General features: G+C 31.4%; 13 protein-coding genes. All 13 read left to right on the forward strand.

Annotation, left to right across the window (positions count from 1 at the left end; genetic code table 4):
- The first annotated feature begins 174 nt into the window (after positions 1–174).
- The 13 genes from SCHRY_RS01385 (at position 175) to SCHRY_RS01445 (ending at position 16,864) form a co-directional block, all read left to right on the forward strand.
- The gene (locus SCHRY_RS01385) at positions 175–1,533 is read left to right on the forward strand and encodes an FAD-dependent oxidoreductase (protein WP_016338684.1); all 1,359 of its coding nucleotides are present in this window, start codon (positions 175–177) and stop codon (positions 1,531–1,533) included.
- A gap of 17 nt (positions 1,534–1,550) precedes the next feature.
- Entirely contained in the window at positions 1,551–2,540 is a 990-nt protein-coding gene (locus SCHRY_RS01390; protein WP_016338685.1) for a lipoate--protein ligase, read from the forward strand.
- Between the two features lie 17 nt (positions 2,541–2,557).
- Complete coding sequence (gene pdhA, locus SCHRY_RS01395; protein ID WP_016338686.1) at positions 2,558–3,661, forward strand: pyruvate dehydrogenase (acetyl-transferring) E1 component subunit alpha; 1,104 nt, start codon at positions 2,558–2,560, stop codon at positions 3,659–3,661.
- Positions 3,661–4,650 (forward strand): alpha-ketoacid dehydrogenase subunit beta, encoded by a 990-nt coding sequence (locus SCHRY_RS01400; RefSeq protein ID WP_016338687.1) that lies wholly within the window; start codon positions 3,661–3,663, stop codon positions 4,648–4,650. The genes pdhA and SCHRY_RS01400 overlap by 1 nt, the downstream gene beginning before the upstream one ends.
- A gap of 17 nt (positions 4,651–4,667) precedes the next feature.
- The gene (locus SCHRY_RS01405) at positions 4,668–5,954 is read left to right on the forward strand and encodes a dihydrolipoamide acetyltransferase family protein (RefSeq protein WP_016338688.1); all 1,287 of its coding nucleotides are present in this window, start codon (positions 4,668–4,670) and stop codon (positions 5,952–5,954) included.
- A gap of 34 nt (positions 5,955–5,988) precedes the next feature.
- Positions 5,989–7,371, forward strand: coding sequence for a dihydrolipoyl dehydrogenase (gene lpdA, locus SCHRY_RS01410; RefSeq protein WP_016338689.1), 1,383 nt, complete (start codon positions 5,989–5,991; stop codon positions 7,369–7,371).
- 150 nt (positions 7,372–7,521) lie between these two features.
- On the forward strand, positions 7,522–9,603 hold the full coding sequence (locus SCHRY_RS01415; protein WP_016338690.1) for a hypothetical protein: 2,082 nt from the start codon (positions 7,522–7,524) through the stop codon (positions 9,601–9,603).
- Positions 9,604–9,658: 55 nt separating this feature from the next.
- Positions 9,659–11,212, forward strand: coding sequence for a lipoprotein (locus SCHRY_RS01420; protein ID WP_016338691.1), 1,554 nt, complete (start codon positions 9,659–9,661; stop codon positions 11,210–11,212).
- 116 nt (positions 11,213–11,328) lie between these two features.
- Complete coding sequence (locus SCHRY_RS01425) at positions 11,329–11,916, forward strand: hypothetical protein (protein ID WP_016338692.1); 588 nt, start codon at positions 11,329–11,331, stop codon at positions 11,914–11,916.
- A gap of 2 nt (positions 11,917–11,918) precedes the next feature.
- Positions 11,919–12,683, forward strand: coding sequence for a hypothetical protein (locus SCHRY_RS01430; RefSeq protein ID WP_016338693.1), 765 nt, complete (start codon positions 11,919–11,921; stop codon positions 12,681–12,683).
- A gap of 18 nt (positions 12,684–12,701) precedes the next feature.
- A complete protein-coding gene (locus tag SCHRY_RS01435) occupies positions 12,702–13,418 on the forward strand; it encodes a hypothetical protein (protein ID WP_016338694.1) in 717 nt (238 codons plus the stop codon).
- A 22-nt stretch (positions 13,419–13,440) separates the two neighbouring features.
- Positions 13,441–16,131: a hypothetical protein gene (locus SCHRY_RS01440; RefSeq protein ID WP_016338695.1), complete on the forward strand. Its 2,691-nt coding sequence runs from the start codon at positions 13,441–13,443 to the stop codon at positions 16,129–16,131.
- Positions 16,132–16,195: 64 nt separating this feature from the next.
- A complete protein-coding gene (locus tag SCHRY_RS01445; protein WP_016338696.1) occupies positions 16,196–16,864 on the forward strand; it encodes a hypothetical protein in 669 nt (222 codons plus the stop codon).
- Positions 16,865–16,869 lie beyond the last annotated feature (5 nt).

Genomic DNA, 16,869 nt, shown 5'->3' on the forward strand with positions numbered 1-16,869 from the left:
TGAAAACCCAAAGAAAGTAAAGAGATTTTTTTTATTAAAATAACTTTTTTATAAAAAAAATTTAAATAAAGTATATAATTAAAAAAGATATAACTTATCTTATTTTTTTAGTTAAACAATGAAAAACTAAAAGTAGGAAAATTATCGAGATATTAGAAAGGAGTTATATCAGTAATGAAAATTATAGTAGTAGGAGCAAATCATGCCGGAACAACAGCGATTCGAACTTTAAGAAGATTAGATCCAAGCGCTGAAATTGTGACATATGATCGTAATAACAACATCTCATTCTTAGGGTGTGGAATTGCCCTTTGAGTTTCAGGGGAATTAAATGATCCGCAAGGATTATTTTATGCTTCACCAGAGATTTTAGCAAATGAAGGTATTAAAGTTAATATGGAACATGAAGTAATTGGGGTTGATAACAAAAACCAAAAAATTCGTGTTAAAAATCTACAGACAAATGAAGAATTCGAAGATAGTTATGATAAATTAGTGTTAGCAATTGGGTCATGACCAATTATTCCACCAATTGAAGGAATTAAACAAGAAGGTGTTCATATTGTTAAGTGATATCAACATGGAGAGATTGTAAAAAATGCCAATGACAATGATGACATTAAAAATGTTGTTGTTTGTGGGGCTGGTTATATTGGAATTGAATTAGTAGACGCTTTTTATCAAAAAGGTAAAAATGTTACACTAGTTGATATTTCAGATCGTATCATGCCACGTTATTATGATAAACCATTTACTGATTGTGTCGAAGGCGCAATGCAACGCGATGGTGTTATTTTCCGTGGTGGAGAAACTGTTGTTAAATTTGAGGGAAAAGACAATGTTGTTAGTCATGTTGTAACCGACAAAGGTTCATACCCAGCAGATTTAGTAATTTGAGCAGTTGGTTTCCGTCCAGCAACAAAAATGTTAGAAAATGTTGTTGATTTAAATAAAAATGGGGCAATTATGGTTGACCAATATATGCAAACATCTGATCCAAATATTTTTGCAGTTGGTGATTGTGTTGAAGTTTATGATAATGCCAAAAAAACATCAGCATATATTGCTTTAGCAACAAATGCTGTTCGAACAGGAGTAGTGGCGGCTGTTAATATTATTAAACCAGCTGGCTTAGCATCACCAGGATTCCAAGGTTCGAATGCTATTAATGTTTTTGGATGGTGCTTAGCTTCAACAGGGGTTACCGAAACTGTTGCAAAAGATTTAGGCCTTGATTATGACCAAATTACTTTTAGTGATAATGATCGTCCAGAGTTTATGTCATCTTATAAAAATGTAATTATAAAAATTGTTTGAGATAAAAAAACAAGAAAAATCATTGGAGCTCAAGTTGGTTCAGAAAATAATCATACTGAAGTAATGTATATGTTTTCATTAGCAATCATGAAAGGAGTAACAATTGATGAGTTACCATTAATTGATATTTTCTTTTTACCACATTTTAACAAACCATATAATTTTATTACCCTAGCTGGTCTAGAAGTTTTAGGACTAAACTATTTTAAAAAATAGTAAGTTAGGAATTAGTTATGTTATGCTTTAAAAGCAATGATAACGATGTCTATTTTAATCTAGCCTTAGATGAGTATTTATTAAAAAGTGATCTACCAACGCCAATTTTGTTTTTGTGAAAAAACCATAACACCGTAATTGTTGGAAAAAATCAAAATACTTACGAAGAAGTTAATCAAAAATTGGCAAATGATGATCATGTTAAAGTGGCACGACGAGCATCTGGGGGTGGGGCAGTTTATCAAGATGATGGAAACTTATGTTTTTCAATTATTTTAGATAAAAATAGTGCAATGGCCAAAAACTATCACACGATTTTGCAACCAATTATTGATGTGTTAGCCAAATTAGGATTAAATGCTCAGTTTGCTGGAAAAAATGACATTGAAATTGATGGTAAAAAAATTTCAGGGAATGCGCAATTCCAATATAAAGAACGTTTACTTCATCATGGAACATTTTTATTTAATGTTGATTTAAGTAAAATGGGAAAATATTTAAATGTTGATCAATCAAAGATCATCTCAAAAGGAATTAAATCAATTCCAGCCCGAGTAACAAACATTAAACCATTATTAGAACAAGATCTTTCAATTGATGATTTCATGGATTTTATTATGCAAGAGTTTATTGAACAAGGAACAGTTGTTCAAGCAATTCCCGATAATATCATCACAGCAGCTCACAAGTTAGCTGAAGAAAAATATCGGACTTGAGAATGGATTTATGGTAAAAACCCTAGTTTTGTTTTTCAAAACAAAATTAGGTTTGAAGGGAAAGGGACCCTTGATGTACGAATGAATGTTGAAAATTCAATAATTAAAGAAATTAAATTTTTTGGAGACTTTTTGGGATGAGAAGGAACCGAACAATTAGAGGCTGCTTTAGTTAATTGCAAGTATCAAATTGAAGATATTAACAAGATCTTAGAGCACTTTGATTTAACAAAAATTTTTGGTGATAAATTTACTCGCTCAGAAATTTTAGAAACGATTGTTCATAAATAAGGAAGGAAGAGGAAACTATGTATTTTGACAAATTTAATGCATTGAAAAATGAAAAATTACAAATTATGGATAATACTGGGAAAATTTTAAAACCAGAATTAATGCCAAAGATTAGTGATGAAGATATCTTAACAGCATATAAACTAATGTGTTTATCACGTCGTCAAGATGATTTTCAAAACAAAGTGCAACGTCAAGGAAGAATGTTATCATTCTTATCATCAACAGGGCAAGAAGCCGCTGAAGTAGCTTATGCAATGCAAATTATTAAAGGAAAAGACTGATTTTCACCAGCATATCGAAATAATGCCGCATGATTAACAGCGGGAATCCCAATGCGTAATATTATGTTATATTGATGTGGAAATGAAATGGGAGCAAAAACACCGGAAGGAATTAATGTTTTACCAGTTAATATTCCAATTGCAACACAATATTCACACGCAACAGGGTTAGCTTTTGCTGAAAAATATAATAAAACTGGGGGAGTTGTCTTAACAACTACTGGTGATGGCGGTTCTTCAGAAGGAGAATTTTATGAGGCAATGAACTTCGCTAAATTACATGAAGTTCCAGCAATTTTTATTGTCGAAAATAATCAATTTGCGATTTCAACCCCACGAAAAAAAGCAACAAAAGCAATTAACTTTGCTGTTAAAGGAATTGCTGTAGGAATGCGTAATATTTTAGTTGATGGAAACGATTTCTTTGCTGTTTATGGGGCTGTTCAAGAAGCAATTGCTTTAGCTCGTAAAGGGGAAGGACCATCATTAATCGAATGTGAAACATATCGAATCGGACCCCACTCTTCAGCAGATGATCCAAAAGTTTATCGTGATGAAGACAATCATCAAGAACAAATCAAAAATGATCCATTAATTCGTTTAAAAGCATATTTAATTGCAAAGAAAAAATGATCAGAACAAGAGCAAACAAAATTAGATGCTGAGCAAGATCAATTTATCAAAGATGAGTTTGCTTGAGTTGAAGCAAATAATAATGTTGATTTAAAAGATATTTTTGCATATACATATGAAGAAATGCCAAACTTTTTAGCAAAACAATATGAAGAAGCAAAAGCATTTTTTGAAGCATATCCAAGTAAAGGAGGACACCACTAATGGCGGTTTTGAATAATATTCAGGCGTTAACACATGCCTTAGATTTAGCAATGGAAAAACACCAAAATGTTATTGTTTATGGTGAAGATGCTGGATATGAAGGGGGAGTTTTCCGAGCAACAGTTGGGTTACAACAAAAATATGGTGAAGAACGCTGTTTTGATGCCCCAATTGCCGAAGCAACATTGGTTGGGACAGCAGTTGGAATGGCAATTAATGGTTTAAAACCAGTTGTTGAAATTCAATTTGAAGGATTCTCATATCCGATTATCCAACAATTATTTACCCATGTCGCACGTATGCGTAACCGTTCACGTGGTCGTTTTACTTGTCCAATGGTAATTAGAATGCCAATGGGGGGAGGAATTCGTGCGTTAGAACATCACTCGGAAGCAATGGAAGCAATGTTTGCTCATAACCCGGGGTTAAAAGTTGTGATTCCTTCAACACCTTTTGATACAAAAGGGCTGTTATTAGCTGCTGTTGAATCACCAGACCCAGTTTTATTCTTAGAACCAACAAAAATTTATCGGGCATTTAAACAAGATATTCCTGATGAATACTATACTTTACCAATTGGGGAAGGCTATAAAGTACAAGAAGGAACAGATGTAACAATTGTAACTTATGGCGCTCAAGTTGGAGATTGTGAAAAAGCAATTGAACATTTAAAAGGGGAAGGTAAAAATATTAGTGTTGATTTAATCGATTTACGTACAATTCAACCATGAGATCGTGAAATGGTAATTGAATCAGTTAAAAAAACTGGCCGTTTAATTGTTGTTCATGAAGCCGTTCGTTCATTCTCAGTTGCTGCGGAAGTAATTGCAACTGTTAATGAAAAAAGTTTTGAATACTTAAAAGCACCTTGTGCTCGTGTAACAGGATATGATATTATTGTGCCATTTGATCGTGGCGAACATTTCCACCAACCATCAGTTCAAAAAATTGTTGTTAAAATTAAAGAAGTGTTAGATTATCAATTCTAATTGGGAGGAAGAGGAAAATGGTTAAATTTAAATTTGCAGATATTGGTGAAGGACTAACTGAAGGGAAAGTTGGGGCTATTAATATCAAAGTTGGTGATAAAGTCAAAGATGGCGATGAAATGTTTTCAGTAGAAACTGATAAAGTTAATGCCGAAATTTATTCACCATGTGATGGTGTCATTACAAAAATTAATATGAAAGTTGGCGATGTCATTTATGTTGGCGATGTTGTTGTTGAAATTGATGATGGGAAAGGTGATGCACCAGTGGCATCAGCAACACCAGCACCTAGTGTTGCAGAACCAGTTGAAGAAGAAAAAGCCGCGGGTGTTGTTGGCGCAGTGCCAATATCAAATGCTGTTTTACCATCACGTGGTTTACCAACAACAAACAATGCCGCAGTAAATAATGAACATATTTTAGCGACTCCAATTGTGCGAAAAATGGCCGCTGATATGAAAGTTGATTTATCAAAAATCAAAGGAACTGGTCCTAATGGTCGCATTATGAAGGCGGACTTATTAGCCGGACCAACTTCAGCGCCTATTGCAAGTGGACCTTCAATTGGGGGAGCACCAATTACAATTCCAAACATTCAAGTGTCAGGAAATGTTAAACGTGAACCAATGTCATCAATTCGTAAAGCAATTGCAAAACAAATGACATTGGCAAAAACAGTGATTGCTGAAACAACTTTAATTAAAAATGTTAATGTAACAAAATTAATTGAAATTAGAACTCAATTAAAAGGCCAAGCGGAAAAACAGGGGGTTAAATTGACTTACATGCCATTCTTTATGAAAGCATGTGCAATTGCCTTAAAAGAATTCCCAATTTTAAATTCTTCATATGATCAACAAAGTGAAGAAATTATTTATAAAGAATATTATAATATTGGAATGGCAACTGATACGGCGAATGGTTTAATGGTTCCCGTTGTTAAAGGAGTTGATCAATTAAATGTCCTACAAATTGGGGCAGTAATTAATGATTTAGCAACTCGTACGCGTGATCGTAAATTAAAAGCCGATGAAATGCGCGATGGGACTTTTACAATTAGTAACTTTGGGTCAGCGGGGGTTGAAATTGCAACACCAGTAATTAATTTCCCAGAAGTTGCCATTTTAGGAGTTGGAACAATTGAAAAAAAACCAGTTGTTAATGCCAATAATGAAATTGAAATTAGTTCAATCTTACCATTATCATTAACAATTGACCATCGTTTAATTGATGGTGCTGATGGAGGGCGTTTCTTACAACGTGTAAGCGCCTTACTTGAATCACCAGCTTTATTACTATTATAAAATCATTAAAAGAAATAGAGAGGTAACAAGAATTATGGATAAATTTGATGTTATTGTTGTCGGCGCTGGTCCCGGTGGATATGTTTGTGCAATTAAGGCAGCCCAAGAAGGGTTGAAAACAATGATTGTCGAAAAAGAATACTATGGGGGTGTATGTCTAAATGTTGGTTGTATCCCAACTAAAGCGCTATTAAAAAGTTCAAAAGTTTATGACATTATTCAGCATGCGGACACCTATGGAATTGATATTGGGGATTTAGATAAAATTGTCCCTAATTGAGATAAAATGCAAGATCGTAAAAGTAAAGTTGTTAACAAATTAACAAGTGGTGTTGAATTTTTATTAAAGAAAAATAAAGTCACAATTGTTAAAGGAACAGCAAAAGCACTTGATAAAAACACGATTGAAGTTGATGGCAAAAAATATAGTTGTGACAACTTAGTTATTGCAACAGGAAGTACAAGTCGAATGCTACCATTACCTGGTTTTGAAGAAGGTTTTAAAGCTGGTTATGTTATTTCTTCAACAGAAGCTTTAAAATTACCAAAAATCCCCAAAAAACTAGCTGTTATTGGGGGTGGGGTAATTGGAGTTGAATTTGCTTGTTTGTACCGCCGTTTAGGAACAGAAGTAACAATTTTACAAGGATTAGATACAATTTTGGAAATTTTGGACAAAGATGTTCGTGAAGAAATGACAAAATTATTAATCAAAAACAAAGTTAAAATTGAAACAAATGTTAAAATTAAAGAAATTAAGGATAAAGCCGTTCATTATACTAATGATAAAGGTGAAGATGTTGTTTTAAAAACAGATTATTGTTTAGTATCAGTTGGTCGTAAACCAATTATTAATGGTTTTGAAAACATTGGGCTAAATATTAATGATCGCCAAAGTATTGTTGTTGATGATGGTTGTCGTACTAACTTGCCAGGGGTTTATGCGATTGGGGATGTTGTTGGGAAAGCAATGTTAGCTCATGTCGCATCAGTTCAAGGATTGGTTGTTATTGATAACATTAAAGGACGTAATCAAAAAATTGATTACAATAAAATTCCGGCCTGTATTTATTCATCCCCTGAAGTTGCCGTTGTTGGTAAAACTGAAGATGAGTTAATTAAAGCAAAAATACCATACAAAGCCTTTAAATTCCCAATTGCAGCAAATGGAAAAGCCTTAGCTGATGGGGAAACTGATGGATTTGTTAAAGTTATTTGTGAACCAAAATATGGTGAAATTTTAGGAGCTCATATGATTTGTGGAACAGCCACTGATATGATTTCAGAAATTACAACATGTATGGAAATGGAAGGAACAATTTATGATTTAGGACGGGCAATTACTCCTCATCCAACTTTATCAGAAATGATTATGGAAGCCGCTCATGGTTTAGAAGGGCATGCAATTCATATTTAAATCTAACACTATGTTAGATTTTTTTTAAATATTTTGCATAATTTTGCTGGTATTTTTTGATAAATCAAGAGAATAATAATGCGAATCAAAAATATTTGCTATAATAATCTATAGATAGTAAATTTATACTAATTCAAAGGTGGGATATTAATGGCAAAAAATAAGGGCAAGAATCACGGAACTTGAAGTAATATTAACAAAATAACAAAGCAAGTTAGCGTTCATTCAAAACGCAAAAGTATCATTATTGCTTGTTGTGCGGCCCTATATTTAGGGGCTTTAATTCCAATGACCTATTTAGCAGCTTGATTTTTATCGGAAGTTTTAAGTTATGGGGGAATTGAGACTGATGGAACATTGCCAAATTTAAATAAAGGCGAATATTTTCAAGTTGACTTTGCCTATACGCCTTTACGTGATAACCCGCTTAATCAACCAAAATTTGAAAAACAAGTTATTAAAAGTGACCTAAATAATAAACTGTCTGAGCGTATGGCTGTTAAATCAACTTCATTGCGCCTAGAATATGCCTATAATTTTATTTTTGAAACAGCCCCTGAGGCATATATTAGTAAAAGCTTTTTTTATAAAGATAAATATCCTGAGCCCGGAAAAATTGAAATTGTTAACATCTATACTAACGCACTTCGGAGTAAAACTTTAGGATTAAGTGATGTTCAAAATAATAAGTTTAATATAATTAATAATTTATTAAATTTAGAAATTAAATATAATGGTGAATTACAATCACAATTAATTTTAATGCCAACAATGTTTGTTGGAATGGAATCGTTTTTATCGAACTTTTTTGAATTTAAATTAGGTAATTCAATGCATAAAAATCTTGGTGATAATGTTATTTGAGAAAATCAAACTAATATTGTTGGTGACCAAGCTAATGGTTTAATGTTAGCGGGGGAAAGTACTAATCCGCTGAATTTTGCCGATAAAGTTTATCAAAGTTATGGGGAGTATTTTGATAAGTTTTATAATGCTAATAAGGGTGATGACAAAGAATTTGTTGGTAATTTTAATCCCTACAGTAATTTTGTTATTTCATCAGTTAACACAAAAGACCAAGTAATTGAAAATCTCCCAACTAATTTAAATAGTTATAATTATATGTTTGATATTGATACCGTTTTTAGTGAATCAAATAATCAGACCAAGATTTCTCCCCTTGAACAGTATCTTCAAAAAACAAAGTTAAAAAGTCTAAAAATTGATATTAAAGAAAAATATATTGCTCAGTTATTAGTTTTTTTAAAAAATGTTATTGAAACATCAAGCAATCCGGGACTAGCCTTACCTGTTGAAAATGTCCCTAGTGATTGAAAAGACTGATATCAGTTAATTAAACCAAAAAAATTAGATTTAACAAAGCCAGAAGAATTTTACTTTATGTTTTTACCAGAAGGGGAGACTTTACAACATATTTTTGGGGTTAATTTAAAAAAATACATTGCGGAAATTTTAGATGGTAAAGAGTCATTACGCGATGCAATTATTCGAATTGGAAATGATATTTTAGCCAAACCAAATTCAACAGAAAATAAATGGTTATTTAAATGAAATGTCTTACCATTCCAAACCCATGCACGGTTTGAGGATAAAAATTATCAAATGTATAAACGAAAAATACAAGAACCACAAGATTTAGTGATTGATGTTTTTGCAAATAAACCAAAAGAACAAAATTATATTACAATTAACCAACCTAATTTACATTATGTGACAAATTTAGCAACAACAACCGAAAATACGAAATATGCTATTAATGATCTTCGTAAACGCAATGAATTATTTGTTAATTACTGAAGTAGTAATTTATATAATAGTGAGAAGTTAAATACAATTAATTTACAACAAAATTTTACTAGTTCAAATGAGCTTAGCAATGCTATTAAAGAACAACTAGTCAATCAAACATGGCAATTTGCAAGTAATTTAAATCAAGTTACTAAGCCAAAATTAGATATTTTAGCTGGGATGACAAAAGGCAGTTATACAACAGCCTTTACAAATGAGTATGATATTAAAATTGTTCCTGTTAATAAAACACATTCAGGGATTGGGAATTTTAATAATTGAGCGCAAGCTGTTATTGACCACAATGTTGATGATTATCAAGATTATACGGCATTAGACATTCGAATTACAGCACGAACAGGGCAATTACCACCAAATTTGCAAACAATCACTTTCCGCTTTAATACTATTTATTCTAAGTAAATTATCAGATATAATATATCTATATTTTATTATTCAATCGAAAAGAGGTGAGATTATGAAAAAATTATTAGGTTTTTTAACAAGCATTGTGGTAACTGGTTCAACAGCAAGTGCAGTTGTTGCTTGTGGGGGTGAAGATAGTACTTCAATTAATCAAGGTAAAACTAATGCTACCACTGATTTTAAATTAACTGATATTGTTAAAGTAAAAAATGCAGGAACCGATATTAATCAATTAATCTTATCCGCTGCGATTAAAGAAGGACGACTTAAAGATGATATTAGTTTAAACATTCTAGATATTACTGACCAAAAAAATAATGAATATCCAACTGCTAATGGTCAAAAGAGGGATGGCTATCTTGTCTTAACTTTCCGTGATGATCCCTTGATTCGCTATACTGGTGTGATTACAATTCGTTTTACAATTGTTAAGGAAGCAACTTTTGATATTACTCAAGAGGTAAATTTAGGTTCTGAGTATTTTGATGTGACAGAATATCAATATAATTCTGGTCAAGGATTGGACATTTTTATCTGAGAGCGAGTGCTAGAAAAAGGCTTAGAAAAAGATGCCCCAACGGATAAAAGTGCTTATGACTTTTCAAAAATTACCTTTCCACCAGAAAATAAATTGGCCAACACAAGTTGAGTTTTAAAATGCAATGATAACGCTAATAAACCAGGGGTAACATATAGTGGGGAAATTACTGTTACTTTTAATTGAGTTTGATACCAAGCTGACATTGAAGTTTCATTACCAGCCGTTAATAATGTACCAAATTTTGAACAAGCAATTTGAAGTGCTGTTAAAGATAAGATGGATGGAGTTAATAACTTTAAGTTTTCTGATCAATATCAAAATTATGATATTGCCTGAGAGCAAATCAAAGAACCAAGTTTTGGAGATTCAACCTCTTTTAATATTTTAGCCAAACCAAAACCAAATCAAGGTGATTTTAGTTTAATTCATATTATCGGTAAAATTAATAAAGATGCTATTGCAATGCCAACAGATTCTATTGGACCAATAGAAATAGAAATTACCTTAAAAGATAAATCTAATATTGATCAAATTATTAACGAAATTTGAAATAAAACCTTAGTTTTATTAAATGATTATAATTTACCATTGTTACCAGATTTTAACATTTTTAATATTAGTAGTTGAAAAACAGATATTTTAAATAACTGACCAGAATTAGGCTTGTGACAAACTTTTACTTTAAAAGCAATTAATAATAATTCTGATAGACGTTTTAGAGGTGATTTAACAGTTAATGTTAAATTGTTAAGTCTTGGCTTTTTTGAACGCATTAATTTAACTGAACGGTTAAATTTATCAGTTGATGAAATTAAAGATCAAGAAAAAGTTCTTGATAAACTTTGAAGTATTTTAATTAATGAACAAGAATGAAAAAATGCTCAAGTCTCAAATGACCGTTCAAAATATGATATTAATTATGATGATATTCAAAAGGCTATTAATCGTTCAAATTTATTAGATTTACCAGTTGACTATGATGCAGTTATTATTTCAAAACCTGAAGCAAATATTGAAAAAGATGTTGAGGTCAGATTAACAGGAGTGTTAAAAGTTATTAAATAAAAAAAATCTTATTTAAAATAAGATTTTTTTTATTTTCCTAAATAATGCGCTATTATTTTAATGGTTATTTACAGATAAAATGTTATAATCATCCTATAATTAAAATGAGGTAAAATATGGTAAAAAAACAAGGAGTAAAAATATCAACAATTGATTCAACGCATAATCCAGCGCTAACGAGAATGTATTTTAGCAATGGTGGTGAAATAATTGGCCGCTTTTGTATTCTTTTTTCGCAGTTATTAATGCTAGGTGTTATTATTATTATCTCCGCCTCATTTGGAGCCCTAGCTGCTAGTAAATTACCAATTCCAGCTATTTTTAATGAATTTGGGATTGCTGATGGCGCTTTTCGTGCAATTACTGTTGTGATTGCATCATGTGGTGTAATTTTCTCGCTAGTATTTGTGATTCCAACCTTAATTGTTCGCAACATTAAATTGGTTAAAAGAGTTGGAATTATCTATAATACAATTGGTATTTTATTTACTGTCCTTTTACTAGTTTTAAGTATTTTTTGTTATTTTTATTTACCTGTTAAATTTAATTTACCAGGAATAATTTTAGCTGGTGGAACAGTAATTTTAGTTTTTATTGGTAGTTTATTATTATGAACATCAGCTTTACAGCAACAACATCGTTTAAATAAAGCACTTACCACTAGTATTTTATTTAAAAATAATTTAGCTGATGAGGAGGTATAAAAATGGCACGAGGACAAAAAGAGGATAAAAATAAGCAAAAGGATGGTGTAATTAATCATCATATTGAATTTGTTGAAGATAACCGCCCTAATCACTTGAAAAAAATGGAACAACCAATTCCTAATCGCGCAGTCAGAAATTTAGGAACCTATAATTTAAAGCAACGGGGAGTGAACCAAAAATTACCATATTTTTATGATGTTGAAGCTACTAGTTATTATTTTCAAAGTAAATGAGAAATTAGTGCCCGCTTTTTTATCATTTTTAGTCAACTCCTGATTTTAATCCCAGCTTTAATTTATGTCCAGTCATTAGCCCAAATTGCGGCCCAATCAATTCTTGCTTTATTACAAGGCTTGGCTGGTGGCTTTGGTGGGGATTTAATTATCCAAAACTCATGAATTGTTATCTTATTAGTTGTAATTTTCGTTATTGCTTGAGTTTCAATTTTTTTCTTAACAATGTTACCGATGTTTTTAACCCGAACAATTAGAACTGTCCGGATTTGAACTAAAATTATTTTGATAATAGGTACAATTAATAATGGAATAGTCATTGCGATGGGGATTGCCCAACTAATCTATTTACAGTTAAATAACCCAGTTATTAGTGATACGATGATTACAAAAATTATTCTTTTAGGCCTAACAGGATTGGCGAGTTTGTGTTTTACATTAGGATGCTGATCACTTATCAATAATAATAAAAAATATTATCGCGATGTTGAAAATAAAATTGCTGAACAAATTCGTGAACTAAGAAAATAACAAAGGAGAAAGAAAACAATGATTGGAAAAGTAGCAGATAAACGCGCAGGATTAGCGCTCCAATGAAATACTAAAACAGAAATTATTGCGCGCTTACTCATTTTTGCGTTTGCTTTTTTAGCAATGATAATGGGTTACTTTGTTGCCGGGGGTTGTGCAATGGCGTATAATCATTTACAAGATGTTATTGGAGCGATGAATCATGGGACTTATAAAATAAATTATATTATTGGGGGCTGCTGTGGTCTTATTGTTGGGATTTTCTTTTTTGTTTTTATTGGAATTCCAGCAATTAAAGTTCGCCGGGCTGAAAGTGTTAAACCGTGAATTATTTTAGCAACAATTTTTAACTTTTCTTATTATGTTTTAACATTTAGTCTTTTAGCATCTTTTGCAATAATTTATCACAATTTTAATCAATACTTTCTAACAGCTGTTACTATTTTACCGCTTTGTTGTTTAATTACTTTTGTGATGTATTTTTTACTTTGACGGGAAGTTAAAAAGCAATGGAAAATGCGCAAAGGGTTTGAATATTTGGCCGAAGAAAAATTATTTCAAGCAAATGAAGCAAAATTGGAAGAATTAGAACGTCGTCGCCAAGTGCTCTATCAAGCGGAAGTTATTAAGCATCAACATGATAAACATAGTTTAAACGAACAAGCAAATCAAAAAAATCATGTTTTACGTCAAAAACATGTTTGAACCGAAGAAGAACCAGAACAAGAACATTAATTTTTAATTAGGAGAAGTGCAAATGACAAGTCAACAGCAACCAAAACCGCTAACAAACCATTCACGGCGTAAAACTAATTTAAAAATTATGATTTCTTTGGCAACAATTATTATTTTAGGGGCAATTGGGGGAATTATTTATGCTATTGTGGTTGAATCTTCATTTTATGATAAAGATCCATGAGCAAATGCCATTCCATTAGATAATAAAATTGCCAATGAAATTAATAAGCACCTGTCAAAACCATTACTTAATGCCAATGGGACAGTTAATCCGGATAATTTAAAATCTTATCTTCATTTTACTGTTCCTGAAAAAAGTAGTTTAACTTCATATAGTAATAAACTAGACAGTGATTTAATTCGTAATTTATTTGCTGAGGAAGAATGAATTTTAAATAATTATAGTGCTGTTAATGAAATGCTAAATGGGACAGGAGCAGAATTATCGGGAACTCAAGTTATCTATAAAAACCAAAAATATAAATTAGAGTTAAAACCAAAAATTTTAGCTTATCCATATGATAATGGCGATGATAAATATGGTGAAGTTTCTTTTCATCCCCTTGATTTAACTGCTGGTTTATTTTCATATCAAGTTCGTTTTGCTTTAGAATTGGTCGGAAAAGATCAAGGTGGTAATTATCTAGATTTTTATAAAACCTATGATTTTTCATATAATTCGCGACTAGGAGCAGGGGGTAACCCGTTAACGGTACCGCAATTATTATTTTTAATTAATAATCAAGAAGTTAAAAATTTTATTAGTAGTGGTGCAATCAGTTTGCAAACAAATAATAATGAACTATTAGATAAGACTTTACAGCAATACTATTCAATTCGAGATAATAATGCTCCAAATAAAATTATCTTTAATGAAGAAATTAAAAATAAAAATAATGAAGCTTTTGCGAAAATCGGTGCTAATCCAAATGCTAGTGATCAAAATCTAAATATTAAATACGATTCTCGTCATTTTACAACTTTAGATGCTTTTGGGGCCAGTCTTTTTAACAATCATAGTCCTGGTTATAGCACAATTAATGCTGTTTATCAAGCGTTAGGGATTGGAATGCCCCGTTTTAGTAATGTTGGTAATTATGACCTATATGATAAAACAACAAATTGAAATTTTTTAACAAATCAAATGATTAATGCCCGCGTCAATTCTTACCAGGGTTATATTAAAGAATTAGGAATTAACTCTGATAATATTGCCGATAATATTAATTATCAGCAAGGCGCAGCTGGTTATCAGCAGTATATGTGAGGGACTGAACACCAAATTTTCCGTAACCAAGTGGAAATTAAATTCTTAAATATTAATGCCGGGGGCAATAATAATATTGTTCGTCCAGTAACAACAATTTATTATGACCAACAAAGTTATGCTGATCGCTCAATTAATTTTGCTGATTATAATCTTGGCGCTGATTTAATTCCCGCAATGCAAAAAATTACTTATCAGGATAGGGTTGAAGATGTTAATACAAAATTAAATCAACAACAAGCTATTATTCAAAATAATGTTAAAAATTTTATTGTTCGTAAGTTAAATAACAATCATATTATTGCGAATAATATTATTCAAAGTGTTAAAGTTGGCTGAAGTTCAAATGAAACAGTAATTGGGGGAACAACGACAAGTTGAAAGCCAATTGTTAATGGAACAGAGCGCGGAAATTCAAGCGTTTATTATCAAGATAAAGTTTTTGCTTTCCCCGAAATTAGTGTTAAAGTTACTTTTACAAAGCCAACCCAAGCTAATATTACCAATAAATTTAAAGTAAATAATTGACTAGTTAAAGACCCAATTGGAACGGCAAAGAATAATCTGCAAGTTTTTCAAAATGATTTAAATTTAACGCGCCAATATACAACATTAGATTCAATTAATAGTTTGAAAAATAATTATAGTAGTTTATTTCTTGAAAAAGCACAACAATGAATTAACAATAATTCCCAAGGTCATAATAATGAAAAACCACTACAACAAGGTAAAGACTTCACAACGGGATTAGTTGATAAAACAACAGGACGAACTAATGGCAATAATTTAAAAGTTGGGCAATATCAAGGACAAATAACAGCTTTGAATAGTTCTCTTAGTTTTCAAGGAACAGTTACTTCTAATCCGGTTGTTGTAGCCCAAGCACCAATTTCAGCGATTAGTTTATCATCATTGTCACTAACAACACGGGATAAAGAACAAGAGATTTATAATCGGATTAAAAATGAGATTTTAACAAAAGCCCATAATGCTGGCTTAGCTTTAAACCAAAATGATTTTACAATTGAGGGAATCACAACAAATAATCTTAATTTAACTGCTGGAACCCATCAAATTACTATTCGTGCCAGTGGGGGTGATAATTTAGTAACCGGATTGGCATCCTTTAACTTAAATGTTCAATCAATTGATTTAGATGCCTTAGCTGGTAATCGAATTACCCCTAGTAATCAAACTATCAATAGCTCGTTAGCAGGGGTTATTAATGTGGCAAAAAGCCAATTACTATCTGTTTTAAATGAAAATAATTTTGGATCAATAGATAATCAAAATTTTGATATTTATGTCACTGATGCTAATGGGCAAAGATTATTTCGTGAAACCTTTGAAACTGCTGGGCAATATTGATTACGAATCGAAATAATTCATGAGGGATCAAAATGATTCAGGGGCTATATTAAAAAAGGATTTATTGTAAACTAAATTTATACTTGCCTAATTTATTAAAAAAATGCTACAATTATACCAATGATAAAGAGGGATAGAGATGAAACAAAAACCGACATATGGTAGTGATTTTCCAGATTTGGAATTAATTAATACAGCGTCTGAACGGAAAAAAATTGAAGATGAAATGGCTCAATTGGCTCCTGAAGAGGAAAAACGCTTTAAATTCGTTTCACCAATTCAGCATAATGATTTTTCCCAACGAAAAATGTATTGAAGTAGTCCCCTTGAAAAAGTTGGCCGGGCTTTTATTATTATTGCCCAGTTATTAGCAATCACCCTCGCTTATTTTATTGGTCAAAAAGTTATTGTCCTTGTATTAGGGGGAATGATTAATCCTGATATTAAAGTGTTTGGGACAATTTATGTTCGTGATCTTTTAACATTTGGGTTCTTATTTATTACCTTGGTTTTTGGGTTATTATATTTTATCCCAATGGCAATTGTCCGAACAGCGGGAGGAATTTATGGCTGAGCTATTACTTACATTGTTTTAGCAATCTTGTATTTTTTCTTTATTGAAATAATTTGTGCAGTATTATTAATTTTAGGAAGTATTAAACAAATTTCCGGCCTTGAATCAATTAGTATTTGATTATTTGTTTTTATGGCGGTTGTTTTAGCAATTACTTCCCTATGAATTGTCGGGGCGTGTTTATTAATTGTTAAATCAGATGATATTAAACGCAAAATTAGCTTGGAAGTATAAGGAGA

This window comes from Spiroplasma chrysopicola DF-1 (assembly GCF_000400935.1).
In the GTDB taxonomy this organism is placed as follows: Bacteria; Bacillota_I; Bacilli_A; order Mycoplasmatales; family Mycoplasmataceae; genus Spiroplasma; species Spiroplasma chrysopicola.